The 26,584-nt window shown below is 69.4% G+C and carries 23 protein-coding genes and 1 riboswitch; of the genes, 10 read left to right on the forward strand and 13 right to left on the reverse strand.

The window, feature by feature from the left end:
- Nucleotides 1-175: 175 nt before the first annotated feature.
- Nucleotides 176-3,496 carry a maltotransferase domain-containing protein gene (locus tag TSO352_RS07665; RefSeq protein ID WP_109106764.1) on the reverse strand — a complete coding sequence of 1,107 codons (3,321 nt, stop codon included), beginning with the start codon at nt 3,494-3,496 and terminating at the stop codon, nt 176-178.
- Nucleotides 3,497-3,762: 266 nt separating this feature from the next.
- Between TSO352_RS07665 and TSO352_RS07670 the strand changes: the two genes are divergently transcribed.
- Nucleotides 3,763-4,614: a polyphosphate kinase gene (locus TSO352_RS07670; RefSeq protein WP_247871967.1), complete on the forward strand. Its 852-nt coding sequence runs from the start codon at nt 3,763-3,765 to the stop codon at nt 4,612-4,614.
- 15 nt (nt 4,615-4,629) lie between these two features.
- Here the strand turns inward: TSO352_RS07670 and TSO352_RS07675 are convergent, their stop codons facing one another.
- The 11 genes from TSO352_RS07675 to TSO352_RS07725 all read right to left on the reverse strand — a co-directional run bounded on the left by TSO352_RS07675 (nt 4,630) and on the right by TSO352_RS07725 (nt 16,500).
- The gene (locus TSO352_RS07675; protein ID WP_109106766.1) at nt 4,630-6,471 is read right to left on the reverse strand and encodes a chloride channel protein; all 1,842 of its coding nucleotides are present in this window, start codon (nt 6,469-6,471) and stop codon (nt 4,630-4,632) included.
- Between the two features lie 205 nt (nt 6,472-6,676).
- A complete protein-coding gene (locus TSO352_RS07680; RefSeq protein WP_146210730.1) occupies nt 6,677-7,273 on the reverse strand; it encodes a hypothetical protein in 597 nt (198 codons plus the stop codon).
- A 698-nt stretch (nt 7,274-7,971) separates the two neighbouring features.
- Nucleotides 7,972-9,282, reverse strand: a complete 1,311-nt coding sequence (locus tag TSO352_RS07685) for a hypothetical protein (protein WP_109107352.1) — start codon at nt 9,280-9,282, stop codon at nt 7,972-7,974.
- Between the two features lie 138 nt (nt 9,283-9,420).
- Nucleotides 9,421-10,119, reverse strand: coding sequence for an ABC transporter ATP-binding protein (locus tag TSO352_RS07690; RefSeq protein ID WP_109106768.1), 699 nt, complete (start codon nt 10,117-10,119; stop codon nt 9,421-9,423).
- Nucleotides 10,116-11,819, reverse strand: coding sequence for a branched-chain amino acid ABC transporter ATP-binding protein/permease (locus TSO352_RS07695; RefSeq protein WP_247871968.1), 1,704 nt, complete (start codon nt 11,817-11,819; stop codon nt 10,116-10,118). The genes TSO352_RS07690 and TSO352_RS07695 overlap by 4 nt, the downstream gene beginning before the upstream one ends.
- A 34-nt stretch (nt 11,820-11,853) precedes the next feature.
- Nucleotides 11,854-12,726 carry a branched-chain amino acid ABC transporter permease gene (locus TSO352_RS07700; RefSeq protein ID WP_109106769.1) on the reverse strand — a complete coding sequence of 291 codons (873 nt, stop codon included), beginning with the start codon at nt 12,724-12,726 and terminating at the stop codon, nt 11,854-11,856.
- 4 nt (nt 12,727-12,730) lie between these two features.
- Complete coding sequence (locus TSO352_RS07705) at nt 12,731-13,855, reverse strand: ABC transporter substrate-binding protein (protein WP_109106770.1); 1,125 nt, start codon at nt 13,853-13,855, stop codon at nt 12,731-12,733.
- 66 nt (nt 13,856-13,921) lie between these two features.
- Nucleotides 13,922-14,035, reverse strand: a riboswitch (TPP riboswitch).
- 33 nt (nt 14,036-14,068) lie between these two features.
- The gene (locus TSO352_RS07710) at nt 14,069-14,983 is read right to left on the reverse strand and encodes a DMT family transporter (protein WP_109106771.1); all 915 of its coding nucleotides are present in this window, start codon (nt 14,981-14,983) and stop codon (nt 14,069-14,071) included.
- Nucleotides 14,984-15,149: 166 nt separating this feature from the next.
- The gene (locus TSO352_RS07715) at nt 15,150-15,518 is read right to left on the reverse strand and encodes a DUF6481 family protein (RefSeq protein WP_109106772.1); all 369 of its coding nucleotides are present in this window, start codon (nt 15,516-15,518) and stop codon (nt 15,150-15,152) included.
- 182 nt (nt 15,519-15,700) lie between these two features.
- Complete coding sequence (locus TSO352_RS07720) at nt 15,701-15,910, reverse strand: cold-shock protein (protein WP_109106773.1); 210 nt, start codon at nt 15,908-15,910, stop codon at nt 15,701-15,703.
- A gap of 257 nt (nt 15,911-16,167) precedes the next feature.
- A complete protein-coding gene (locus TSO352_RS07725; RefSeq protein ID WP_109107354.1) occupies nt 16,168-16,500 on the reverse strand; it encodes a (2Fe-2S) ferredoxin domain-containing protein in 333 nt (110 codons plus the stop codon).
- A 182-nt stretch (nt 16,501-16,682) separates the two neighbouring features.
- Between TSO352_RS07725 and TSO352_RS07730 the strand changes: the two genes are divergently transcribed.
- Genes TSO352_RS07730 through deoA form a run of 6 tightly spaced genes read left to right on the forward strand, consistent with a single transcriptional unit; the run spans nt 16,683 to nt 22,224 of the window.
- Entirely contained in the window at nt 16,683-17,831 is a 1,149-nt protein-coding gene (locus tag TSO352_RS07730; protein WP_109106774.1) for an ABC transporter permease, read from the forward strand.
- Nucleotides 17,832-17,836: 5 nt separating this feature from the next.
- A complete protein-coding gene (locus tag TSO352_RS07735; RefSeq protein WP_109106775.1) occupies nt 17,837-18,811 on the forward strand; it encodes an ABC transporter permease in 975 nt (324 codons plus the stop codon).
- Nucleotides 18,812-18,814: 3 nt separating this feature from the next.
- Entirely contained in the window at nt 18,815-19,234 is a 420-nt protein-coding gene (gene cdd / locus TSO352_RS07740; RefSeq protein ID WP_109106776.1) for a cytidine deaminase, read from the forward strand.
- A 15-nt stretch (nt 19,235-19,249) separates the two neighbouring features.
- Nucleotides 19,250-20,083 carry a purine-nucleoside phosphorylase gene (locus TSO352_RS07745; RefSeq protein WP_109106777.1) on the forward strand — a complete coding sequence of 278 codons (834 nt, stop codon included), beginning with the start codon at nt 19,250-19,252 and terminating at the stop codon, nt 20,081-20,083.
- The gene (gene deoC, locus TSO352_RS07750) at nt 20,080-20,901 is read left to right on the forward strand and encodes a deoxyribose-phosphate aldolase (protein WP_109106778.1); all 822 of its coding nucleotides are present in this window, start codon (nt 20,080-20,082) and stop codon (nt 20,899-20,901) included. The genes TSO352_RS07745 and deoC overlap by 4 nt, the downstream gene beginning before the upstream one ends.
- 3 nt (nt 20,902-20,904) lie before the next feature.
- The gene (gene deoA / locus TSO352_RS07755) at nt 20,905-22,224 is read left to right on the forward strand and encodes a thymidine phosphorylase (protein ID WP_109106779.1); all 1,320 of its coding nucleotides are present in this window, start codon (nt 20,905-20,907) and stop codon (nt 22,222-22,224) included.
- A gap of 55 nt (nt 22,225-22,279) precedes the next feature.
- Here the strand turns inward: deoA and TSO352_RS07760 are convergent, their stop codons facing one another.
- Nucleotides 22,280-23,470: a nicotinate phosphoribosyltransferase gene (locus tag TSO352_RS07760; RefSeq protein WP_109106780.1), complete on the reverse strand. Its 1,191-nt coding sequence runs from the start codon at nt 23,468-23,470 to the stop codon at nt 22,280-22,282.
- Nucleotides 23,471-23,904: 434 nt separating this feature from the next.
- On the opposite strand from TSO352_RS07760, the gene TSO352_RS07765 reads away from it, so the two are divergent.
- The 3 genes from TSO352_RS07765 (at nt 23,905) to TSO352_RS07775 (ending at nt 26,446) form a co-directional block, all read left to right on the forward strand.
- Nucleotides 23,905-24,387, forward strand: a complete 483-nt coding sequence (locus TSO352_RS07765; protein ID WP_109106781.1) for a flagellar basal body-associated FliL family protein — start codon at nt 23,905-23,907, stop codon at nt 24,385-24,387.
- Nucleotides 24,388-24,500: 113 nt separating this feature from the next.
- Nucleotides 24,501-25,868 carry a glutathione-disulfide reductase gene (gor, locus tag TSO352_RS07770; RefSeq protein WP_109106782.1) on the forward strand — a complete coding sequence of 456 codons (1,368 nt, stop codon included), beginning with the start codon at nt 24,501-24,503 and terminating at the stop codon, nt 25,866-25,868.
- Between the two features lie 95 nt (nt 25,869-25,963).
- Complete coding sequence (locus tag TSO352_RS07775) at nt 25,964-26,446, forward strand: hypothetical protein (RefSeq protein ID WP_109106783.1); 483 nt, start codon at nt 25,964-25,966, stop codon at nt 26,444-26,446.
- Nucleotides 26,447-26,584: the final 138 nt, after the last annotated feature.

The raw sequence follows: 26,584 nt of genomic DNA on the forward strand, positions 1-26,584 counted from the left end.
CGGACATGGATCCTCGATCCTTGGATCAACCCTCACCCTTCCCATGCTCCGCATGGGCCCCTTCCCTCTCCCGGGGCTCTCAGCGGATCTTCGATCCGCCTGACGCCGTCAGCACAAACGAAGTTTGTGCGAGAGGCGGGAGAGGGCGTGAATGCCCAATGCGACTGCTCCGCTCTCACACCCCCGGCGGCACGATGCGCCAGATCGCGGCGGGGTTGCGGTGGGGGTCGAGCCAGACGTGCTGGAACTTGCCGATCCAGGTGAAACGGTGACCGCTGAACAGGTCCTCGACCTGGACATGGGCGCCGTCGGGCAGGCCCAGCTCCCACAGCGGCACCTCGATGGTTCCGCCATGGCCGTTGTACGGGTCGAGGTTGACCGCGATCAGGATCACGTTGTCCTTGGCCGCCGTCATCTTGCCGTAGAGCAGGATGTTGTCGTCAAAGGCGTTGTAGAAGCGCAGGTTGGTGAACTGGTGCAGCGCCGGATTCTCGCGGCGGATGCGGTTGATCGTGGTGACATAGTCGCGGATGTTGCCGGGCTGGTCCCAGTTCCAGTGCCGGACCTCGTACTTCTCTGAGTGGTTGTATTCCTCCTTGCCGGGATAGGCTTCGGCTTCGCACAGCAGATAGGGGCCGTACAACCCGTAGACGCCGGCCAGCGTCGCCGCCAGCACCGCCCGCATCATGTGGGCCGGCCGGCCGCCATGGGTCAGGATCGGCGGCAGGATGTCGGGCGTGTTGGCGAAGAAGTTCGGCCGCATGTACTCCCGCGATTCACCCTGCGTCAGTTCGGTCAGGTACTCGGTCAGCTCCGGCTTGGTGGTGCGCCAGGTGAAGTAGCTGTAGGACTGGGTGAAGCCGACCTTGGCCAGCCGCTTCATCAGCTTCGGCCGGGTGAAGGCTTCGGCCAGGAACAGGGCGTCGGGGTAGCGGTCCTGCACCTCGCGGATCATCCATTCCCAGAAGGGGAAGGGCTTGGTGTGCGGGTTGTCGACGCGGAAGATGCGGACACCCTCCCGGCACCACATCAGCACGACGTCGCGCAGCGCGTACCACAGGTCCGGGTAGGACTGGCGGTAGAAGCTGACATTGACGATGTCCTGGTACTTCTTCGGCGGATTCTCGGCGTAGCGGATGGTGCCGTCGGGCCGCCAGTAGAACCAGTGCGGATGCTCCTTCACCCAGGGATGGTCGGGGGAGCATTGGACCGCGAAGTCCAGCGCGATCTCGATGCCATGGCGCTTGGCCTCGCGCACCAGCCGGCGGAAGCTGTCGAAATCGCCGATCATCGGGTCGATGGCGTCGTGCCCGCCCTCCTCCCCGCCGATGGCGTAGGGGACACCGGGATCGTCCGGGCCGGGATTCAGCGTGTTGTTCCGGCCCTTGCGGAAGGCGCGGCCGATCGGGTGGATCGGCGGGAAGTACAGCACGTCGAAGCCCATGTCGCGGACCATCGGCAGCATCCCGACGACATCGTCGAAGGTGCCGGGCCGCGACGGATCGGGCGAGGCCGAGCGCGGGAAGATCTCGAACCACGCCGAATAGGCGCCGGCGGTGCGGTCGACATAGACCTCCAGCTCGCGGACGTAGCGCGACTTGTACTGCCGCTCGCCATAGCGCGCCATGATCCGGCGCGGCTCGTCGGACAGCGCGTAGTCGATGGCCTCGCGGCCGGCCAGCGCCTGCATCCGCTCGATCACCGCGGCCAGCGCGGCGCGGCCGTCACCATGGTTCAGTTCCAGCGCCTGCTCGACGAAGCGGCGGCCCTCCACCAGCTCCAGGTCGACGGTCATGCCGACGTCGACCTTCTTCTTGAAATCGGCGCGCCAGCTTTCCCAGACGTCGCGCCACGCCTCGATGCTGTAGGTGTAGCGGGCGTTGCGGGTCAGCGGGACATGGCCGGTCCAGCGGTCGTTGTCCAGCAGGCGCATCGGCGCCTCGCTCCATGCCTCGTCGCCGTCCGCCTTGTACATCACCGACGCGGCGAGCACGAAGGTGCCGTCGGTGAAGATATCGGCACACACCTCCATCACGTCGCCGACCGCACGCTTCACGGCGAAGCGGCCGCCATCCAGCTCCGGCGAGACGTTCTCGATGGTCATCCGGCCGGCGGCGATCGAGTCCATCCAGCCGCGCTCCTCCACGTCGTGCAGTTCGACGGGGTGGGCGCGGGCCTGGCGGGCGCGGAAGACGCGCAGTTCCAGCGGGCGCAGGGTCAGCGGGGTGCCGGGCTCCATCGGCAGCGGCTCGGCCTCCGGCGTCACGTCCTCGAACGCCTCGAAGCCGCCGCCGGTGGCGGCCAGCACCGGACCGACGTCGAGGACATGCGGCCGGTTCTCGTCCGGGTTCAGCAGCAGGATGGCGCAGCCGTCGGGCTGGTCCAGCGCGGCGCCGTCGACCTGCCGCACCAGCCCCAGCACGGCGCTGTGCGGCGACGTCACGCGGCGCTGCGGCCCCTCGACGTTCAGCGCCGGGGTGGCGGCCTTCATCGCGTTCACCGCGCCGATGAAGCCGGTCAGGTCCAGCTTGGGCTGTTCCCAGTCGCCGGGGTGGGTGTTGACGACGTCCAGCTTGCGGGTGAAGCCGTATTCGAAGCCGACCGGCATCATGATCCCGGTGGAGAAGCTGGCGGCGAACAGGTAATGCATCTTCAACTGGGCGGCCAGCCGCACCGCGTCCTGGCTGCCGACCTCCGCGGCGAGGCGGTCGGTGTCGTGGCTTTCGGGGAAGGCAACGGACGGCGCGATCCAGCGGAACGCCTCGTACTGGTCGAGCAGCCAGTCGGCCTTGAAGTCCCACCATTTGGCGCTGTTGAACAGGAAGTCGAAGCCGGCGCCGCACAGCTCGCGCACCTGCTCCACCGTGCAGCCCAGCGTCTCGGCGAAGAATTTGATCTCCGGGTTCCAGGAGCGGGCGGCATCGATCAGGCTCTTCCACACCTCGGCCGGGACCTGATAGGCGGCGTCGCAGCGGAACCCCGTCACCCCCAGACCGACGTAATGGCGCAGATAGTCGGTCCAGTAGGCGACCAGCCCGGCCCGTGCGTCGGCCCGGTCATAGTCGAGCGAGGCGAGGTCGCCCCACACCGTGACGTGGTTGGTGTTGGTCGGATCGACGGCGCCGGGGCTGTGCAGGTCACCGTCGGGCCCGCGCGTGTACCAGTCCGGATGCTGGTCGACCAGCAGGGCGTCGCGCGCGGTGTGATTGATGACAAGGTCCATCATCACCGACTGGCCATGGCGCCGCGCCTCGGCGATGAAGCCGCGCAGCAGGTCGTCGTCGCTCTCCGGCGCATCGCCGCGCAACTGCGGGTGCAGCCGGTAGGGGTCCTTGATTGCGTAGAGGCTGCCGGAAAATCCGGGCTGGTGGATGGGGTTCAGGAAGATCCAGTCGAATCCCATCCCCTGGATCCGCGGCAGGTGCCCGGCCCAGTCGCGGACCGGACCGGCCAGGGTCGGAAACAGGTTGTAGATGCGCGGTCCGACGATGTTCATGGAACCCCCTTCCTTGACGCTGGTTCTCCGGTCCGGGCCGGCCGGTCGCGCGCGGCAGGGAATGCCCCGCCGCAGCCTCCACCGTTGACAGCCCGCCGCCCCCGTTGTGGGATCGATGGCGAGGATCGGACGCGCTCCCCCGGAACCTCGTTCTTCGGGGCGCGGCACCACCGGCGGTCGGCGCCACACCCCCGCCGCTCAAACCCGGCGGAGCGGCGAAGGTTCCGCCCCACCCCACCCGCGCAACAGCCCACAGGATGACCCGCATGGCCGCGACGTCCGGCAAGACCCCGAAAATCCGCCTCGCCAAACTGGATCAGACCAAGGCGCGGATCGACACGGCGGAGGAGTACGACCGCCGACTCGGCAAGCTCCAGAAGGAGCTGCTGCACATCCAGCAGACCTACTGGCACGAGAAGCGCCGCGCCGTCGTCCTGTTCGAAGGCTGGGACGCCGCCGGAAAAGGTGGGGCCATTCGCCGCATGACCGAGCCGCTCGACCCCCGCGGCTTCCACGTCTGGCCGATCTCCGCCCCCACGGCGGAGGAGCAGAGCAAGCACTATCTCTACCGCTTCTGGACCAAGCTGCCGGCCGGCGGCACCTTCGCCGTCTTCGACCGCTCCTGGTACGGCCGCGTCCTGGTCGAACGGGTGGAAAAGCTGGCGACCAAGGAGCAGTGGAAGCGCGCCTACGACGAGATCAACGAGTTCGAGCGGCTGCTGACCGACGACGGCGTGCGCATCGTCAAGCTGTTCCTGCACATCACGCCGGAAGAGCAGCTGGAACGCTTCCGCGAGCGCATGAAGAACCCCTACAAGCGCTGGAAGCTGACCGAGGAGGATTTGCGCAACCGCGCCCGCTGGGACGATTACGCCAAGGCGACGGAGGCGATGTTCGACAAGACCTCCACCCCGCAGGCACCGTGGCACGCGGTGGAGGCGAACTCCAAATGGCACGCCCGGCTGAAGGTGCTGGAGATCGTGACGGCCGCGCTGAAGGCCGGCGTCACCATCGCCCCGCCGCCGGTCAACGGCAACGTCGCCAGGATCGCCGCGGAAATCCTCGGCATGCATCCCGGCGCGGGTGGGGAAGACGGCGACCGCAACGTGGAGGCGTGAGGGGGCAGACGCTCCTCAGTCCCGTCCCCACAGCCCGCGCTCGCCCAGATCCTCGCCGCGCTGGCGTTCCAGCGCCTGGGAGTAGCGGCGCAGCGCAAAGGACTCCGTCACATAGCCGATGACCCGGCGGTCGGTGGGGGAGGACAGGACCGGCAGCGCCTCCACCTCCGCGCTGCCGAAGCGGCGCAGCACGGTGCGGGCGTCGTCGCCCGGCAGCAGGACCGCGTCGGCGTTGCGGGCCAGCGTCGAGACGCGGGTCTCGCCGGCGGTCGCGTCCTGGTCCGGGTCGTGGATGGTCGCCATGTCGACGAGGCCGGCGTAGGTGCCCGCCTCGTCGACGGTGAACACCATCTTGGCAGCGCCCAGCGGGTAGAGCCGGCGCAGCGCCTCCACCGTCAGGTTGGCGGGGGCGATCTTGGCGTCGCGGCGCATCAGCCGGAACGCCGTCAGCTCCGACAGCCAGCCGACATCGTAGGCGCCGCGGATCGGCACGCCGCGCAGATGGAAGCGCCAGGTCGCGAAGGAATAGCCGAAGGCCTGACGCACCACCGTGGTAGACAGCACCACCCCGATCAGCACGCCCGACGCCGCCCACAGATCCTGCGTCGTCTCCAGCACCAGCAGCACCATGGTGACCGGCGCGCCGACGATGCCGGCGGCGACCGATCCCATGCCGACCAGCAGCAGCAACCCGCCGTCGATGCCCAACTGCGGCAGGAACCCGTCGGTCGCCACCGCCAGCAGGCCGCCGAACAGCCCGCCGATGAACAGCGAGGCGCTGAACAGGCCGCCGCGGAAGCCCGATCCCAGCGACAGCGCCGACGCCAGCACCTTGGCGACCAGCGTCAGCGCCAGCGCCAGCGCGCCGCCCGCCAGCTCCGGCGGGACCGCCCCCGGTCCGCTGCCCATCACCGCCGGCACCGCCAGCGCCAGCGCGCCGAAGGCGGCGCCGCCCAGCGCCGGCCGCAGCCACAGCGGTCCCGGCAGGCGCTTGAACACCCGCTCCGCCACCGTGACCGCCTGCATGGCCAGGATGCTGAGCCAGCCGGCCAGGAAGCCGACGACGCCGCAGGCGGCGTAGTCCCACCCGGCGATCACCACCGGCCGGCCGAGCGCCAGCGGGATTTCGCCGCCGGTCAGCAGCCCGGACGCCGCCACCGCCAACACCGCCGCCGCTCCCACCGGAGCCAGCGCCGCCAGGGTGTAGCCGCCCAGCACCAGTTCGAAGGCGTAGAAGGCGCCGGCCAGCGGCGCGTGGTAGGCCGCGGCGATGGCCGCCGCCGCACCGCAGCCGACCATGGTGCGCAGGTCGGCCCGCCGCAGCCGCAACCGCTGCCCGACGACCGACGCGAAGCCGGCGCCGGCCTGGGTGTAGGCCGCCTCCATCCCCACCGACGCGCCGGAGCCGTTCGACAGGGTGGTGGTCACCGTCAGGCGCAGGCTGTCGATCAGCGACATCTTGCCGCCGTAGAGCGCGTTCGCCTCCACCGCGTCGATGATGGCGTTCGGGCGCCAGCGCCGCACCAGCGACGACAGCAGGCCGAGCAGCAACCCGCCCGCCACCGGCACGCCCAGCGTGCGCAGCATCTCCGGCGCGCTCTGGCCCAGACGTTCGCCGTGCGGCAGGTCGAAGGCGGCACCCTGGAGCGCCAGCACCCCCTCGTGCAGCAGGCCGACCGCCAGCCCGACCGCGCCGCCGATCAGCGCGGCAAGCAGCACAACCGCCAGCACGCTGTCGCGCACGCTCCAGCGGTCGGACAGGGTGGTGGCGGCCGAGGCGTCGAGCGTCGCGTAAAGGCTGGCTCCGGTGCGGGCGTTGTCGCCCACCCCGTCGATGGATGCGGTGTTGTCTGGCATGATGGCGTGCGATGCTTCAGATGTATTGATTACATCCGAATTGTGCATCGGGTTCCAATCATGTGGAAATATGGATTGAGCCCGATAGAATCGCAGAGCTCCCGTGTTTCGCGCCAACCCTCTCAACTCGCTCCGCAGGGCATTCGACCCCAAGCACCAGACTCTTCTCCCCATCCGCAAAGCGGCCCGAAAAGGACCGTGGATATCAGGAGCGGGCGTAGCCCGTCGCCCGATGCAATTGCACGGCGGTATCGAAAATCAGTGCCAGAGTTTCCTGATTAAAGTGACGGCGAGCGATCAGATACAGCAGTTCATGGAGGAGCCACGGCTTGGAGGCTCCACCTTCTCCAGGTTGGACGAAGGGAGCCTTATCAATCGCAATGCCCAGAATTGATTCCGAAATCAGCCGTAAAACCACCAATTCCTGGACACGCCCAAAATAGCTGTCGGTTATTCGCCCGTTCGTATGGCCGATGTGAATGATTCGGTGGCGCAGCAGCCGAAAGGCGATCATGCCCGCCACTTTGCCCTCGGCAACGCCTTTGGTCCGCACATCTTCTGCCCGAAAGCCGCGACGAAGCATCAGAAAGCGCAGATCATTCTCCGCCTCTCTGAAGGCGGATTCGAGTTCGGGCTCCGATACCCAAAGACGGCTGAAATCGATATCAGTCGGCTTGCCGGATGTCACGGCAAAGCCTTGAATCTGACGGACGACAAGCTTCACCGTTATGTAGAACTGCTTGGTCAGCTCTTCGAGCATCTCCTTGGTTAGGAAGCTCGGCAATTCTTTATCAACCGGCACTATAAATCTCCACCAGGGTAGTCGAAGCGCCCCGGCCATGATTCAGATTAAATATTGTTAAATAAATCAGATTCCAAGATCGTTAACGGCCTGGACCAGACTGTGGCTAAGATCAGCCGATATATCCCTTTCGTCCGCCATGCGCGGAATAGATGATGCCCGGATGCGGGTGAGTAGCTGATCGGGTGTTACGCCACTGTTCGTTACAGGCGCGAACCCAACATTTAAGGCGCGGTGCGCAACATTGGACGCAATCTCCTTCATTGCGTCCTCTGATCCGACGAGGTCCAAAAAGGACATACCCAGCTACCCCTGCTATTTCCGTTCCTCAATAGGGCATTTTTAAGATCGATAAGAGTGGAAGTCAACATTCTTTCCTAAGAACTCACGGGTCATTCGACCGAATCCCGACAGGCGATCAACCTATCTTGGGAAAGCAAGATCAGATTTCGAGGTTGGTTACAATCGCGTGGCCTCTAAACACATCGTCCAGAGATTCGGATCCCAGACCGGACCCCGTGGAATTTTCATGAAGTAACTTTGTAAGTCTGTGAAGTCAACAAAATCGCCGCCCAATCGCCCTCTTGCGTTTGGCGGCTCAGACCACACCCTTCTGTGCAAATCACCTGAGAATGCTCAATGAGTTACAGCCGACCATAATCCAAGTGCCGGAAAGGGGTGGAGAAGCTGGACAGTCATCAGGACTTGGAGGGGGGTGGCTTCGTCTGTGGCTTCACCGACGGCACAGCGGCAGGGGGTGTGGGCGACGCCGCCGGAGCGGGAGGCGTGAACGGCGGGCTGGCCGGGGCAGCAACCGCATCGGCCGGCGCACCAGGAGCCATCGTACCGGCACGGCGCAGCACCTGGGCGAGGTTGTCGCGCACCTTGTCGGCCAACGCCACGTCGGGCTCGCCCGCCTCGTGGAACAGCACGGTGAACAGCCGGCGCTGCGACAGCAGGAAGGTCAGGGAGACGTGCAGCGTGCCCTGCGTCATCGCGCAGTCGACGGCGCCGGTGCGCAGCCACACCGCACCGGACTGTTCGGGCGGGTTCAGCGTGATGGTGCCGGTGCCCTCGCATTTCTGCTTCATGCTGTCGGCGAAGGAGGTGGACAGCTCGTCGATCTTGGCGCCTTCGGGCACCGCGCGCTCGCGGATGCCGCCGACGATCGGACCGAAGCGCCAGGCAACGTCGGCCGGGCGCCGCTCCGGCGGCACCTTGTCCATCGGCACCAGCTCCGCGTCATGGACGCCGGCGGCGGTCAGCAGGGTCTCCAGCCCTTCCGGCAGCCGCGCCGCCTTCGGCTTCTCGGGCGCCGGCCGGCCGGCCGCGACCTTGATCGGCGGGACGTTGCCGTCCTTGTCGACACAGGTCTTCAGGTCGCCCAGCGCCTTCTTGGTGCCGCTCAGCTTGAAGGTGATCCGGTCGGTGGCGGAGGACACCACCAGTTCGCTGCCGTTCATCAGCGCGGTGACCAGCTCCTCGTCCTTGCCGTTGGAGACGACCAGCATGTCCGGCTGCGAGGCCATCGCGGTCCGTTCGCGCTTCAGCTTGCCGTCGACCTCGACCTTGACCGGCCATTCGCCGCCCTTGGGCAGGTCGGCGCCGGGAATGCCGATGCCGAGGTTGGTTTCGCCCTTCGGGCTGCGGGCGATCATCAGCACATGGCCGGAGGTGAATTCCCCCTCCACCACGCAATAGGCGAAGCTGCCGTCCTTCTTCTTGGCGGCGCCGCCGTCCCAGCTCTCGATTAGTTCGGCCGGCCCGTCGGCCTTGCCGTCCGGCTTGGGCCCCGGCTTGTCGGGGCCGCCCTTGCCCGGCGGCGCCTTCGCCGGGGCATCGTTGGCCCCGCCACGCGGCACCACCAGTTCGGACTCCGGTTCCGGCAGGCCGTAATAGGCGGATGGCGGAACGTTCGGCTCGACCGGCACCAGTTCGGCCATCGCTGGAACCGACGCCGCCCCCAGCAGGAGAAGAGCGGACAGCGAAGCGGCGAGGCGGGCGGTCATGACGAGGTAATCCACAGAGTCGGTTGTGGCGGCGAAGCTATCCGTGCCCGCATCCATCCGCAAGCGCAACCGGCCTGCCGACCGCGGGAGGCTGCCACCTGTTGCACAGGACACGCAGCAGGCGCAGCGACGCTCCCCTCACCCGAAGAAGGCATCCCGCACCGCCTCCTCCGACAGCGCCGCCACCGGCCCGTCGGCCACGACACGGCCCAGCCGCAACAGCACGGCGCGCGGGGCGGCGGACAGGGCGCGGGCGGCGCTCTGTTCGGCGAGCAGCACCGCGGTGCCCGCCGCGGCGATATGGCGGATGGCGGCGAAGACCTCGTCGGCCAGCTTGGGCGACAGGCCGAGCGACGGTTCGTCGAGCAGCAGCAGCCGCGGCCGGCCCATCAGCGCGCGCCCCAGGCTCAGCATCTGCTGCTGCCCGCCGGACAGGCGCCAGGCGCTGTCGCGGCTCTTGCGCGCCAGATCGGGGAACAGGGCGAAGACCCGCTCGACGTCCTCCGCCCGGTCGCGCGCCGCGGCCAAGCCGGCGACCTCCAGATTGTCGCGCACGCTCATGCCGGGGAAGACCCGCCGCCCCTCCGGCACATAGCCGATGCCGCGGCGGACCCGCGCCTCGGTCGCCAGCCCGCCGAGATCGGCGCCGTCGAAGCGCAGCTCCCCCCGCGCCGGCACGAGGCCGAGCACCGCCTTCAACAGCGTCGACTTCCCCGCCCCGTTGGCGCCGAGCAGCGCCACCGTCTCCCCCGCCGCGACGGTCAGCGACACGCCGTCGAGCGCGTCGGCGCCGCCGTAACCGGCGCTCACGCCCGTGATGGACAGCAGCGCGCTCACGCCGGCCGCTCCGCCGGCGGGACGGTACCGAGATAGGCGGCGGCGACCGCCGGGTCGCGGCGCACCCCGTCCGGCGGACCATCGTAGAGGGTGCGGCCGCGATCGAGGCAGACCACCCGGCCGGCGAGCGGCAGCAGGAAGCCCATGTCGTGCTCGACCAGCAGGATCGCCATCCCCTCCCGCGCCAGGGCGCGCAGCAGCGTCGCCAGTTCGGCCTTCTCGCCATCGGTCAGTCCGGCCGCCGGCTCGTCCAGCAACAGCACCGCCGGCCGACGGACCAGCGAGCGCGCCAGTTCCACCCGCCGCCGCAGCGCCGCCGGCAGGCCGTCGCACGACCTCCCGGCCAGTTCGCCGACGCCCAGCCGTTCGAGCGCCCACAGCGCGTGCGCCTCCGCCGTCGCCGCGTCGGGATCAAGGGCGAGGCGGGCGGCGGCCACCGCCTCCAGCACGGACGTGCCGCCGGGCAGCGCCGCCGCCTGGAAGCTGCGGGCCAGCCCGGCGCGGGCCAGCCGGTCGGCCGGGGCGCCGGTGACGTCGCGGCCACCCAGCCGCACCCGACCGGAGTCGGGCTGCTCCAGCCCCGACAGCAGGTTGATGACCGTCGTCTTGCCCGAGCCGTTGGGGCCGATCAGCCCGGTGATGCCGCCGGGCCGCAAGGCCAGCGACACCCCGTCCACCGCGCGGACGCCGCCGAAGGACTTCTCCAGCCCCGCCACCGTCAGCCCCTCCGCCGGGGTGGGTGGGCGCGGCGGCTCCCGCGGGTCGGGCAGGCGGCGGGGGCGCGGGCCGAACAGCCGGACCGCGGCGCGGTCGAGCAGCCCGGTCAGCCCGTCCGGCGCCAGCACCACCGTCAGCAGCAGGGCGGCGCCGTAGACCACCAGATAGCCGCGCTCCAGGAAACGGAACCACTCCGGCAGGTGGAGCAGCAGCACGGCGCCCAGCACCGCCCCGGCCATCCGCCCGCGCCCGCCGACGACGGCGATGGTCAGGATCGACACCATGACCGGGAACTCCAGCACCTCCGGCGAGACGACGCGCTGGGTGTGGACCGCCAGCGCCCCGGCGGCCCCGGCGAACAGCGCGCTCACCGCGAAGGCGGTCAGCCGCAGCCGGCCGACATCCAGCCCCAGCGTGGCGGCGGCCAGCGGGTCGTCGCGCAACGTGGTCAGCGACCGCCCCAGCCGCCCGCGCGTCAGCCGCCAGCCGGCCAGCCCGCCCAGCGCCACCAGCCCCCAGACCAGCGCCGCCATCGGCAGCCCGCGCGGCACCGCCCAGCCGAACAGCACCACCCCCGGCACCCCCGCCAGCCCGTTGGCACCGCCGGTCAGCTCCGGCACATTGACCGCCAGCAGATGCAGCACCTGGGCGATGCCCAGCGTCGCCAGCGCGAAATAATGCGACTCCAGCCGCAGCACCGCCAGTCCAACCGGCGCCGCCACCACCACCGGCACCAGCAGCGACAGCGGAAAGGTCGCTTCGAAACCCAGGCCATAGCGGCTGCCGAGGATCCCGGTGACGTAGGCGCCGAGGCCGAAGAAAGCGCCCTGCGCCAGCGACAGCGCCCCGCCCAGGCCGAAGACAATCTGGAACCCGAAGGTGGCCAGCGCATAGACGCCAGCGACCGTCAGGACGCGCAACCCGTAGGGCGAGGCGGTGGTGAGGGCGTAGACCAGCAGGGCGAGGGCACCCGCAACGCACACGCGATTCCCCCCTCTCCCCCCCAGGGAGCGCGGGCTATCCACGGCGGCGCACCGCTTCGCCGAACAGGCCCTGCGGCCGCAGCACCAGGATCGCCAGCAGGGTCGCGTACAGCGCCCCCAGCGCCACCGGGTAGGACAGCACCGACGATACCCCGACCTCGAACAGCGCGATCAACAGCGCCCCCACCACCGCGCCGGGCACCGAGCCCCAGCCGCCGACCGTCACCGCAATGTAGGCTTTCAAAATCAGGTCGCCGCCCGCCGTCGGCGTGACGAAATAGCGGTTGGCGAGCAGCAGCCCGGCCGCCCCGGCGCAGGCGGCGCCGATGGCGAAGGTCACCAGGATCATCGCCGTCACCGGCACGCCGCAGGCGCGGGCCATCTCCGGGTCCTGCGCCGTCGCGCGCAGCCGGCGGCCGAGTTGCGTGCGGCCGAACACCCATTGCTGCGCCCCGATCAGCAGCGCCGCCACCGCGATGATGGCGAGCGACTGCTCGGGCAGCGCCAGCCCGCCGAGACGCAGCGTGTCGTCGCCGAACAGCGGCGGCGCGGCGCGCGGCTCCGGCCCGAACAGGATGGCGGCGCCGTTCTGCAGGATGATGCCAACCGCGATGGTGCTGATGAAGACCGACACCGGCGGCCGGTTGCGCAGCGGCAGATAGGCCACCACCGCCAGCAGCAGCCCAAGCGCGGCCATCAGCGCCAGCACCACCGGCAGCAGCACGATGCCCGGCAGGGGGATCAGCGGCGCCGCCGCCACGCCGAGCAGCCCGCCGGCCATCACCAGGTCGCCCTGGGCAAAGTTCACCGCCGCGGTGGCGTTCAGCACCAGCACGAAGCCCAGCGCCACCAGCGCATAGGCGGCCCCCAGCGCCACGCCATTGACCAGCAGTTGCAGCGCCGCCATCGGCTCACTGCGCCGCGAGGGTCGGGTCGTCGTACCGCTTGGCCAGCTTCGGCACCCGGCTGGTCCCGTCGTAGCAGACGATGACGGCCGAATGGGCCATGTTCCCCTTGCCGTCGGACTTGTAGGTCATCGCCAGCCCCTGGAATGCCTCCGCCGACAGCGCCTTGCGGATGGCGTCGGGACTGCGGGCGCCGGCCTTCACCGCCTCCAGCACCATGGTCATGCCGTCATACTGGCCGAGCGCGAAGGCGTCCGGCTCCTTGCCGAAGGCGGCGCGGTAGCTGTCGGTGAAGGCCTGCATCTCCGCCGAACCGCCGGACACCGGGGAGGCCGCGGTTTCGGCGCAGACGCCCTTCAGCTCCGACGGCTCCAGCAGCGCCGCCGTGCTCGGCTGGTGCATGGCGGAGCCGGCGACGATCGGCAGGGTGACGCCGCTGGACGCCGCCTGGCGCAGCAGCAGCGCGGTCGGGCCGGAATGCAGGTGCAGCACCAGCACGTCGGGGCCGGCGGCCAGCGCCTTGGTCAGCACCGGCAGCAGGTCCTTGGCCGCCGGGTCCACCCCCTCCTCGAACACCGGGGTGACGCCCAGCGCCTTGAAGGCGGCGTCGAGGTGGGTCTTGCCGCTCTGGCCATAGGCGGTGGTCTGGTAGATGACGGCAGGACGGCGCTTGCCCAGTTCCTCCACCACATAGCGGGCGTGGGCGGATTTGGTCACCGCGTCGCCGGGGAAGAAGCGGAAGACCCAGGGATTGCCCTGCTCGGTGATCGAGGCGGTGCCGGACACCGTCACCAGCGGCAGCTTCAGCTCCTGCGCCAGCGGCAGCATCGCCAGCATCTGGGTGCCGAGCATGCTGGCCGCCACCGCACCGACCGTGCCGCTGCCGGCCGCGCGCTCCAGCGCCGTCACCGCGGCCTCCGGCGAGGTGCCGGTGTCGACCACCTCCGACGCGACGGTGATGCCGGCCGGCGTCTGCTTCAGCGCCAGGACCGCGCCGTTGCGCTGGCTGGTGCCCTCCAGCGACAGGAATCCGGTCAGCGGCACCAGCACCGGGAAGGACAGCGTGTCGGCCCTGGCCGCGATGGGAACGCCCGCCAGCAGGCCGATCAGAAGGGAAAGCGCGCGCCGCATGACCGAATACTCCTCACTCGCGCCGGCGGCAGGGGGCGACGCGGGAGGACGGGCCGTCAGGCGGATCGTCGGGTCCGGTCGGCTCCCTTCGCCGGCATGACCCGGATCAGGTTCGATGGGTGTGTCTCAGCCCGTGCAGCCGCGCATCCTGCGCCGGCACGGGCACCCCAGCCGTGAACGAGGGGCGAGAGTGTCGCCGCCCGGCGTCCTCTGTCAAGCACCCAGCCGGCGGCGCGCCACCAGCGTTTCACGATGCAGGATGTAGAGCCCGCTGCCGATGATGACCATGGCGCCGGCCAGCACCGGCACCGTCGGCAGGTCGCCGAACACCAGCCAGCCGAACAGGCTGGCCCACACCATGCCGGTGTACTCGAACGGCGCCACCACCGATGGCGGCGCCCGGCGGAAGGCCTGGGTCAGCAGCACCTGCGCCCCGGCCCCGACGGCGCCCACCAGCGCCATCAGCCCCAGCGCCGCGGCGGTCGGCGCCGTCCACACCGGCAGCGCCAGCGCGCCGCTGACCACCGTCGTCGTCAGCAGCAGATAGAGCACGATCGACGCGCTGGTTTCGGTCCGCGACAGCCCGCGCACCGCCAGCGCCGCCAGCGCGTAGAACAGCGCCGCGGTCAGCCCGACCAACACCGGCACCAGCGGCGCCCCGGCCGACGGCTGCGCCATCACCACGACGCCGCCGAAGCCGGCGACCACCGCCAGCCAGCGCCGCCAGCCCACCGGTTCGCCCAGCAGCGGGGCGGACAGCGCGGTGATGAACAGCGGCCCGGCAAAGCTCAGCACATAGACGTCGGCGAGCGGCAACTCCTTGAACGCGTAGAAGAAGCAGCCCATCGAGATCAGCCCGGCGAAGGCACGCCAGACATGGCCCAGCGGCCGCCGCGTCCGCATCGCCGCCAGCCCGCCGCCGCGCACCAGGGTGTAGCCGCCGACCATCAGGAAGGCGACCAGCGAGCGGACGAACATCAGCTGCGGCACCGGATAGTCGGCGGTCAGCAGCTTGATCAGCGTGTCCATCGCCGCGAACAGCAGGATCGCGCCCAGGAAGCAGCCGACGGCGTAGGGAACCGAATCGGCCTCGGCGGGCAGCAGCTCGGCGGTTTCGGCGTCGGTCATGGGATCGGTTCGGGACAGCAATGGCGGGGGATGCCCACATTATGGGCAAACGCCGCCGCGTCCCAATGCCGCAACCGCAGGTCAGACCGGCGTGGATCCCGAACCGGTCCAGCCGGCATGCCCCTCCCCGGCCGAAGGCACAGAGCGCCGATGGCGGATCGGCCGATTACCGGCTTCTGGCCTTCCGGGCCGCGTAGCGCGCGTCGCGGGCGGCCTTCGCCTCGGCTTCCTTTGCCACTTGGCGCGCCGCCCGCTCGACGGTTTCCTGGGCGTCCAGCGCCTCGCGGGCGGCACGCTCGGCCTGTTTGGCCTGCAACGCCTCCTGTTCGGCGGCCTTGCGCGCGTCACGCTCGGCCTGACGCCCAGCCTCGCGGGCCTCGCGAGCCTCACGGACGGCCCGCCGGGCCTCTTCCCGTTCCACGAAGACCGGATCGTTCACACCCGGCTGCGCCTTGAATTTCTCGAGCAGCGCCTTTTTCGCGCTGGCGGCCGTGCTCAACCGTTCGGAAAGGCCCGCGTTCTTGAAACCGTTCATGTTTGTCCATTTCCTGAATTCGGCCCTGCCCCCAGGCCGGCCGTCATGCAAATCCTACGTCGGGACCGTTCGCCGAAGGCGGCGATGCGGCGCTGGACATCAACCGTCCCGGCGCCGGCGTTCCCGGATTCCAATACAAAAAGGGCGGCCGGAGCCGCCCTTCCTTGCCGAACCGGCTGCGCTCAGAGCGCGCGCAGGTTCTCGGCAGCAACCTTGCCGCGACGCGGATCGCGAACGGCATCGAAGGAGAGCTTCTGGCCTTCCCCAAGGTTGCTGATCCCGGCGCGCTCGACGGCGGAGATGTGGACGAACACGTCGGCCGTGCCGTCTTCCGGCTGGATGAAGCCGAAGCCCTTGGTGGCGTTGAAGAACTTGACGGTACCAATAGCCATGGATCGCTTCCCTTCCTGGCTGTTGCCCCACACGACGTTGCGTGAGGCATCAATTTCACTTCGGGAAGAGACCCAGATCCAGTGACGGATCAGAATAGCATAGCCCAGAGTAACGTCGACCAGTCAGAGGTAAGGCGCGCCCCGGCAACTTACAAGTGAAAACTTGCGATTGCCGGCAATTGCATGGTTTGGTTGCCATGGCGCGGGGTCGGTGAGAGGCTTTTCATTTGATCGAGGGGCGTCCGTATTCACGTCCCTCACCGGGTCAGCACCATCACCAGCCGCTCGACCGGGGTGTCGTTGACCAGATGCGACTCGACGATCTCGTCGATGTCCTCCGGCGTTTCGGGGCGGTACCAGATGCCGTCGGGATAGACCACCATCAGCGGCCCGGCGGAGCAGAAGCCAAGGCAGCCGGTCATCGCCATGCCGACGTCGACCAGCCCCTTGCCCTGGATTTTCTGGTCGAGTCGCTGCCACAGCGGGTGCGCGCCCTTGGCGGCGCAACTGCCGCGCGGGTGGCCGGGCGGGCGCTGCTGGGCGCAGCAGAAGACGTGATGGCGGAAGGTCTGCGGGATATCCAGCGGCATCGGGCGCTCCATAGCCATAAATTTTTTATGGATATGGATCATGCCAGAATGCTGCGGCGCGGCAAGAATTTTGTAACGGTTCTAAGCTCGATCCCCGCCGGAAAAACCCTGGCGACTAAAAGTCTTGGTCAGGGCGTGAATTGCCGGTTAAGAATCCGGTCAGGGGCAATCCGGGGGAAGCCGTGGTGCTGAGCGGGTCGGGGAAAGGGCAGCCGGGCGCCGTGCCGGGCTGGGTCGGGTACGCGCTGCTGCCGGTTCTGAACCTCGTCGCCGCCTTCGCTCTGTCGGGGCTGGTGATCCTGGTCATCGGCGAGAATCCGGTCGACGTGCTGTCGCTGATGCTGTCGGAGGCCCTGGGCTACCCGGAGGCGATCGGCTACACCCTCTATTACACCACCGATTACGTCTTCACCGGATTGGCGGTCGCCATCGCCTTCCATTGCGGGCTGTTCAACATCGGCGGCGAGGGGCAGGCCTATCTGGGCGGGCTCGGCGCCGGGCTGGTGGCGCTGGCGCTGACCGGCTGGCCCTGGCCGGTGGTGGCGCTGCTGGCGGTGCTGGCGTCGGCCCTGTTCGGCGCCGCCTGGGCCTTCATCCCGGCGTGGCTGCAGGCCAAGCGCGGCAGCCACATCGTCATCACGACGATCATGTTCAACTTCATCGCCGCGTCGATCATGACCTGGCTGCTGGTCGATGTGCTGATCCGCCCCGGCAGCCAGTCGCCGGAAACCCGCGAGTTCGACCCCGGCGTCTGGCTGCCGTCGATGGACCGGGCGCTCGGCTGGTTCGGCATCACCATCCCGTCCTCGCCGCTGAACCTGTCCTTCCTGTGGGCGCTGGCCTGCTGCGGCCTGTTCCACCTGTTCCTGCGCCACACCCGCTGGGGCTACGAGCTGCGCACCGTCGGCCGCAACGAGCGGGCGGCGGTCTATGCCGGCATCTCGCCGTCGCGCAACATCGTCATCGCCATGCTGATCTCCGGCGCGCTGGCCGGCTTCGTCGGGGTGAACGAGATCCTGGGCGTGCAGCACCGCGTCATCCTGAACTTCACCGGCGGCGTCGGCTTCGTCGGCATCGCCGTGGCGCTGATGGGCCGCAACCACCCGGTCGGGATCATCCTGGCAGCGCTGCTGTTCGGCGTGCTGGCCCAGGGCGGCGGCCAGGTCTCCTTCGAATACCCGACGATCAACCGCGAGCTGGTGATGGTCATCCAGGGACTGGTCATCCTGTTCGCCGGCGCGATGGAGAACCTGTTCAAGCCGCAGGTGGAGGCGCTGTTCCGGCGCCTGTTCCGGCGCCGCACGGCCGTCACTGAAGCGGGAAGGGGCTGACGGCGATGGATGACGCGCTGCTGCTCGCCCTGCAACTGCTGGCCGCCACCATCCGCGTGGCGACGCCGCTGGTGCTCGCCGCCTTCGCCGGGATGTATTGCGAGCGGTCGGGCGTCGTCGACATCGGGCTGGAGGGCAAGATGCTGGCCGGCGCCTTCTTCGCCGCCGCCGTTGCCTCGGCCACCGTCAACCCATGGCTGGGGCTGCTGGCCGGCATCGCCGCCGGGGTGGCGCTGGCGCTGATCCACGGCTTCGCCTGCATCACCCACAACGGCAACCAGGTGGTGTCGGGGATGGCGATCAACATCCTGGTCGCCGGGCTGGCCCCGACGCTGGCCTACGCGTGGTTCAAGCAGGGCGGCCAGACCCCGCTGCTGCCGGCGGAGGCGCGCCTCCCGGCGGTGGAGTTGCCGGGGGTCGAGGCGCTGTCCGGCGTGCCGGTGCTGGGACCGGTCTGCCGGGAACTGCTGAACGGCAACAACATCCTGATCTGGGTGACGCTGGTCGTGGTGATCGCGACGCATTGGGTGCTCTACCGCTCGCGCTTCGGGCTCCGGCTGCGCGCGGTGGGGGAAAACCCGGCGGCGGTCGACACCGCCGGCCTGTCGGTGACGCGGCTGCGCTATCAGGCGCTGCTGGTGACCGGGGCGCTGACCGGCATGGCCGGGGCCTACCTCTCCACCGGGCACGGCGCCGGCTTTGTCCGCGACATGACCGCCGGCAAGGGCTATCTGGCGCTGGCGGCGCTGATCTTCGGCAAATGGCGGCCGGGGCCGACCCTGTTCGCCTGCCTGCTGTTCGCCTTCACCGACGCGGTGCAGGTGCGGTTGCAGGGCGTGGCGCTGCCGGGGATCGGCGTCATCCCGGTGCAGTTCATCCAGATGCTGCCCTATGTGCTGACCGTCCTGCTGCTGGCCGGCTTTGTCGGCAAGGCCATCGCCCCGAAGGCGAGCGGCATCCCCTATGTCAAGGAGCGCTGAGCGATGGCCGACACGCCCGACTTGTCCCTCCTGATCGAGGCCGCCCGCGCCGCGCGGGAGAACGCCCACGCCCCCTATTCGAAATTCAAGGTCGGCGCCGCCATCCTCGGCGAATCGGGCCGCATCTTCGCCGGCTGCAACGTCGAGAACGCCGCCTACCCGCAGGGGCAGTGCGCGGAAACCAGCGCCATCGGCGCCATGGTCACCGCCGGCGACCGCCGCATCCGCATGATCGTCGTGATGGGCGGCGAGCCGGGGGCGGCGGAGCTCTGCACCCCCTGCGGCGGCTGCCGCCAGCGCATCCGCGAATTCGCCGCCCCCGATACGCCGATCCATGTCTGCGACCCGGCCGGATTGCGGCGGAGCTTTACCCTCGACGCGCTGTTGCCGCAGTCGTTCGGCCCCACCAATTTAGCCTTCTGAGCGGAGACACCCGACATGACCGCAGCCCGCGCCGCCGCGGACATCCTTCACCGTGCCCCCGGCCACCGGCCGCGGGTGGGCATCGTGCTGGGCTCCGGCCTCGGCGGCATCGCCGACCGCATCGCCGACGCCGTCGCCATCCCCTACGCCGACCTGCCGGGGTTTCCGGTCCCCAGCGTCTCCGGCCATGCCGGGCGGCTGGTGGTCGGACGGCTCGGCGGGGTGGAGGTCGCCTGCATGCAGGGCCGCGTCCACGCCTATGAGGGCAACGGCTTCGACGCGCTGAAGACCGCGGTGCGGGCGCTGAAGCTGGCCGGCTGCGACACGCTGGTGCTGACCGCCGCCGCCGGCTCGCTGCGGGTGGAGGTCGGGCCGGGCCGGCTGATGGCGATCAGCGACCATCTGAACCTGCTGGGCGCCAACCCGCTGACCGGCCCGAACGACGAGGCCTTCGGCGAGCGTTTCCCCAGCATGACCGACGCCTGGGACCCGGCGTTGCGCGGCCTGCTGCGCGACGTGGCCTCCGGCCTCGGCATCGACCTGGCGGAGGGCGTCTACGCCGCCTACCCCGGGCCGTCCTTCGAGACGCCGGCCGAGGTGCGGATGATGAAGGCGCTGGGCGCCGACGCGGTCGGCATGTCCACCGTTCCCGAATGCATCGTGGCGCGCCACTGCGGCCTCAGGGTCGCCGGCTGCGCCGTCATCACCAACCTGGGGGTCGGGCTCGGCGACGGGCCGGTCGACCATCACCAGACGCTGACCGCCGCCGCGGCGGCCGCCACCGACCTGGAACGACTGCTGGTCGGCTTCCTCGAACGCCTGCATGAGAAGGACGGGTCCCGGTCATGAAACTGTCTGCCGACCTGCAAAGCGCGCTCGACGCCAGCGCCAACGCCCCGTCCGACGCCGCGCTGGCGCGCCGGGCGGTCGGGCTGCTCGACCTCACCAGCCTGAACGGCGACGACAGCGAGCGGACGGTGGAGGCGCTATGCGCCCGCGCCCAAACGCCGGCCGGGCCGGTGGCCGCCGTCTGCGTCTGGGCCCGCTTCGTCCCCACCGCGCGCAAGGCGCTGGAGGGCACGCCGGTGAAGATCGCCACCGTCGTCAATTTCCCCAGCGGCGAGGCGGACGCCACCGCCGTCGCCGCCGAGACGCGGCGGGCGATCGCCGACGGCGCCGACGAGATCGACGTCGTGCTGCCCTACAAGGCCTTCATCGACGGTGCCCGCACCCAGCCGATGAACGTGGTCAAGGCCTGCCGCGAAGCCTGCGGGACCAAGGCGCTGATGAAGGTCATCCTGGAATCGGGCGCCTTCCCCGACGCCGACCTGCTGGCCTGGGCGGCGCGCGACGCCATCGCCGCGGGGGCGGATTTCCTCAAGACCTCCACCGGCAAGACCCAGCCGGCGGCGACCCTGCCGGCGGCGGCGGTGATGCTCGACAGCATCTATGAATCGGGCAAGAGCGTCGGCTTCAAGGCGTCCGGCGGAATCCGCGACACGGCGGAGGCGGCGCGCTATCTGGCGCTGGCCGACCACATCCTGGGCGAGGGCTGGGCGACGCCGCAGACCTTCCGCTTCGGGGCGTCGAGCCTGCTCGACGCGCTGCTGGCCGCCACCGGCGACGGCGCGGACGCGCCGGCCCCCGCGCCGGCCGGAGGATACTGAGCGATGCTGCCGCAGGAGATCGTCCGCGCCAAGCGCGACGGCCAGCCGCTCGACGCCGCCACCATCCAGGACTTCGTCGCCGGCATCACCGACGGCCGGGTGTCGGAGGCGCAGGCCGCCGCCTTCGCCATGGCGGTGTTCTTCCGCGGCATGAGCCTGGACGAGCGGGTGGCGCTGACCCGCGCCATGCGCGACAGCGGCACGGTGATGGAGTGGCGCTCGCTCGGCCTGCCCGGCCCGGTGATCGACAAGCATTCCACCGGCGGCGTCGGCGACAAGGTCAGCCTGATCCTGGCGCCGATGCTGGCCGCCTGCGGCGGCTTCGTGCCGATGGTGTCGGGCCGCGGCCTGGGCCACACCGGCGGCACGCTCGACAAGTTCGAGAGCATCCCCGGCTACCGCGCCAAACCCGACAACGATCTGCTGCGCCGGGTGGTGAAGCAGGTCGGCTGCGCGGTGATCGGCGCCACCGACGACATCGCCCCGGCCGACAAGCGGCTCTACGCCATCCGCGACGTCACGGCGACCGTCGAGTCGCTCGACCTCATCACCGCGTCGATCCTGTCGAAGAAGCTGGCCGCCGGGCTGGACGCGCTGGTGATGGACGTGAAGTTCGGCAGCGGCGCCTTCATGCAGCGCCTTGAGGACGCCGAGGCGCTGGCCGACAGCATCGTCACCGTGTCGAAGGGCGCCGGCCTGCCGGCGGTGGCCCTGCTGACCGACATGAACGAGGTGCTGGGCCGCAGCGCCGGCAACGCGCTGGAAATGCGCGAGTGCCTCGCCATCCTGCGCGGCGAGCCGGCCGAGCCGCGGCTCTACGAGGTCACCGCGGCGCTGGCGGCCGAGCTGCTGGCGCTGAGCGGTCTGGCGCCCGACGCCGTGGCCGGCCGCGCGATGGCCGACCGCTCCATCGCCAGCGGGCAGGCCGCCGACCGCTTCGCCCGCATGGTCGCGGCGCTGGGTGGGCCGGGCGACCTGCTGGAACAGCCGGACCGCCATCTGGACCGCGCGCCGATCGTCCGCCCGGTGTTTGCCGAACGGGCCGGGTTCGTCGGCGCCATCGACACCCGCGGCGTCGGCATGGCGGTGGTGGCGCTGGGCGGCGGCCGGACCAGGACGACCGACGCCATCGACTTCGCCGTTGGCTTCGACGAGGTCGCCGGCCTCGGCGACGCCGTCGGCCCGACCGGGCGCCCGCTGGCGGTGCTGCACGCCCGCACCGAGGCGCAAGCCGCCGAGGCCGAACGCCGCCTGCGCGCCTCGTTCACCGTGGGGGAAACAGCGCCGGAGCGTGGCCCGTTGATCGCCAAGCGCCTGGGGTGAGGTGCGCGGAATGCCCCTCTCCCGGGACGGGAGAGGGACGACCGGCGGTCGCCGATTACCGCCGGAACAGGAACTCGCGGCCGACCTTCACCCGGCGTTCGCCGTCATACTCGATGATGTCGGCGGTGGCGTAGGTCTCGGTCCAGCGTTCGGGCAGGTAGCTGCCGGTGCCGATGACGTCGACCGGGGCGTTGGCCTCGGCCATCAGCCGGCATTTGGCCGGGCCGAAGCCGCTGCTGGCGACGATCTTCACCGCCGGGAAGCCGGCGGCGTCGAGCCGTTCGCGGACATAATGGATCGCCGCGGCCGAGACGCCGGTGCCGATCAGGTAGCGCAGCTGGGTTTCGTCGCGATAGCCGCGGATCGAATGCGGCGCGTGGCGCTCCAGCACGGCGTAGGAGCCGGGCGGGTCCAGCCCCTCGACGAAGCGGCCGCCGGGGGTGTCGAGCCGCAGCGACAGCTTGCCTTGCGCGGCGAGCTGCGGGAAGCGGCGGCAGACCTCCAGCCCGTCGGTGATCTCGCGGCCGAAATAATCGACCAGCACGGTCAGCGGCAGGTCGGGGAAGGTTTCGTGGAACATCTCCGCCGCGCGGACGGTCGAGCCGGCGTAGCCGATCAGGGCGTGCGGCATGGTGCCCATGCCCTTTTCCTGGCCGAAGAAGGGCGCGGTGGCGTCGGTGGCGTTGCCGATGAAGCCCTTGGCCCCGACCTTGCGCTTGGCGCGGTCCGACCCGACGGTGGCGGCGTAGGCCATCATCTCCGCCATTTCGGTGCCGGCGCAGTGGCGGGCGTCCATGGCGAGGAAGGCAACCTTCGGCAGGTCGGCGCACATGGTGAAGGCGTTGTAGGCGGCGACGCTGGCCGGCCCCAGCTTTTGCAGGAGGATCGTCTCGCAATCGACGAGATGATAGAAGGAGCCGGTGATGTACAGGATCGGCTCGCCGGCGCCGATCCATTTGCCCTCGGGGTAGTTCAGCTCGATCTGGACCGGAAAGTTGCGCTCGCGCGCCACCGCCTCCAGCCATTCCACGGCCAGTCGCGGCGCGCAGACCACCGGGCGGCGCATGAAGATCGCGTAGGTGACCGTCTTGTCGCCGAACTTGCCGACCGCTTCCTTGGTGCGGCGGAAATAGGTGTCGGTCCAGTCGGGAATCGCCGCCGCCGCCGGATGCAGCGAGGGATGGGCCTCCGCCGGACGGTTGCCAACGGATCGGTTGCCAACGGATCGATTGTCGCTGTCGCTCATGCCGCTCGCCCTCGCCTTCCGCCCCTGCCTGGGTATGATTCAACGCTGATTCGTCGTGAATGGCCCGTTCGCCACCCGCACAGCCACGCGATTGTCGTGGGATGCCAGCATTATACGCCCCGGGCGGGCGGGGGAAGAGGCTTCCTGCCCCGTCCGGCCGTCACGATGGCAGCGTTGCGTTTCCAGAAGGGAGTTGGTCATCCGAAGCGCCGCAGCTTGACAACGGCGGCACGCCAAGCAGTTTCAACAAATGCCACCCATCTCCGCACGGCGCGACGACCAGCCGCCGCTGTCGATCCAAGACAAAACCCGCTAAAATGCCTTTATTTGACCTACCCATTTTGCGCTTCTACAGTCCTGGGACACGCTTCGGCTTCGATCGGCGGACCGTCGTCACTATCGCGGGTGCACCCGGCATGGCAAAGACAGCGACGATGGACACACCGACCGGGCGCAGCGGCCTCGCGGCCCTGCCGGAGCGGGTCGGGAACCGTCTGGTGCTGGTCCTGCTGGCCCTGCTGCTGACCTTCGCCGGGACTGGCGCCGCCGGCCTGCTGCTGCTGCGGCCGGCCCCCGCCCAGGGCGCCTACGCCCCGCCGCCGGTTCAGACCCCACCGGCGCTCTACGCCACCATGCCGACGATGACCTTCACGCTGAACGACGGCATCCGCCTGCGCGAGCTGCGGGTGCGCGCGGTGCTGGAGTTCGATCCGACGACCTCGCTGGAGGCGGTGATCCCCCACCTGCCGCGGATCGCCGACGCGATGGGCCTGCGCATGCTCGACGTCGACCCCGCCGACCTGCGGGGGGCGGATGGTTCGGCCTACCTCAAGGACGCGCTGCGCTTCGTCGCCAACCGCACCATGCGACCGTTGAAGCTTCGACAAGTGCTGATCCAGGACATGCTGCTGCGCTGACGGCGCGCTTCCCATCGCCGCCCCACGCCCCATATGCTGCCGGTCCGCCTGTTCCGCCGGCCGGAAGACCATGAAGGGCGGAACGAGACGCAGTCGACTGGAAGGAGACGGCCGTGGCCGAGTTCGATTTCGACCTCTTCACCATCGGAGCGGGTTCGGGGGGTGTCGCCTCCAGCCGGCGCGCCGCGTCCTTCGGCGCCAAGGTCGCGGTGTGCGAGGGCAGCCGCGTCGGCGGCACCTGCGTCATCCGCGGCTGCGTGCCGAAGAAGCTGCTGGTCTACGCCGCCCAGTTCCGCGACGGCTTCGAGGATTCGGTCGGCTATGGCTGGAATTCCCACGTCCCCGCCTTCGATTGGGAGGCGCTGATCGCGCGGAAGGACCGCGAGATCGATCGGTTGAACGGCCTCTACATCACCATGCTGAAGAATTCCGGCGTGGCCCTGGTCGAGGGCAACGGCCGGATCGTCGATCCCCACACCGTCGAGGTCGCCGGCAAGCGCTACACCGCCCGCAACATCCTGGTCGCCACCGGCGGCTGGCCATCGCTGCCCGCCGTCGAGGGGATCGAGCATGTCGCGACCTCCAACGAGGCGCTGCATCTGCCGACCCTGCCCCATTCGGTGCTGATCATCGGCGGCGGCTACATCGCGGTCGAGTTCGCCAGCATCTTCCGCGGCCTGGGCGCCGAGGTGACGCTGATGATCCGCGGCGACGACCTGCTGAACGGCTTCGACGACGACATCCGCATCGCGCTGGCGCAGGAGATGACCAAGCGCGGCATCACCATCGTGTCGCGCTGCAAGCCGGTGAAGGTGGTGCAGGGCGCCGGCGGCTACACCGTCACCGACCATATGGGGCGCGAGCATTCCGCCGGTCTGGTCATGGCCGCCACCGGCCGGCGGCCGAACACCCGTAATCTCGGGCTGGAGGAGGTCGGCATCGCGCTGAACGCCGATGGCGCCATCCCGGTCGACCAATGGTCGCGCACCAGCGTCGACAGCATCTACGCCATCGGCGACGTCACCGACCGCATGGCGCTGACCCCGATCGCCATCGCCGAGGGTCGCGCGCTGGCCGAAACCCTGTTCAACGACAACCCGACCCACATCAGCTACGACAACGTGCCGACCGCGGTGTTCTCCCTGCCGCCGCTGGGCACCGTCGGCCTGACCGAGGCACAGGCCCGCGCCAAATACCCGCAGGTCGACATCTACAAGGCCGGCTTCCGCCCGATGAAGCACACCCTGTCCGGCCGCGACGAGCGGGTTCTGATGAAGCTGGTCGTCGACGGCGACAGCCAGCGCGTGCTGGGCTGCCACATGATGGGCATGGACGCGCCGGAGATGATGCAGGCGCTGGGCATCGCGCTGAACTGCGGCGCCACCAAGCGCGACTTCGACCGCACCATCGCGCTCCACCCCTCCACCGCCGAAGAGTTCGTGCTGATGCGCGAAAAGGCGCCGCCGCCGCAGACGCTGTAGAGGGGCTCGCTCCGGCCGGATAAGGCGCTGGACTTAACTCGAATGCGTTACCTAGAGTGGGTGGGCGTTTTACCCACTTCAGGAACGGTCCACCCATGCGCGGAATTATTGCTGCGGCTGCCGGCGTTGCAGCCCTCTTCTCCATCGGCACGGCCCATGCTCAAACGAAAATCGGCGTGTGGACGGTCAAGATCGACAAGGACTGCAGCATCACCCAGGAATGGAAGACCGATTCGAAGGACACGGCCGTCGTTGGCCTGGCCTACACCAACAAGGGCCAAGCCATGGTGATGATCTTCGGCGACTCGAGCTGGAAGCTGAAGGAAAAGGAAGATCTGACCATCTCGCTGTCGGTCGACAAGAAGTGGAGCGACAAGTTCCCCGGCGCCGCGATCGACAAGACGATGGCCGCCGTCGGCATTCCGGCCACCTCCAAGGCGATCGACGCCCTGATGAACGGCCGCGAGCTTTACATGGAAATCGACGGCAAGAGCGACGACTACGCCTACACCTATTATCTGGACGACACGCGCAAGGCGATCTCGGCGCTCGAAGCCTGCCGCGCGCAGGCTCAGTAACCCACCCGTCGTTCCCGCCGGTCCGACGACGCCGCGACGACACCCAAGCGGCATAGCGCGCCGGTACAGGGACATTCCTCTGGAACGCTTCTAAAAAAAGCGGGTTGAGAGCATGGAGCGATCCGGGGTGGGGCCCGC

The organism is Azospirillum sp. TSO35-2 (assembly GCF_003116095.1).
Classification (GTDB): domain Bacteria; phylum Pseudomonadota; class Alphaproteobacteria; order Azospirillales; family Azospirillaceae; genus Azospirillum.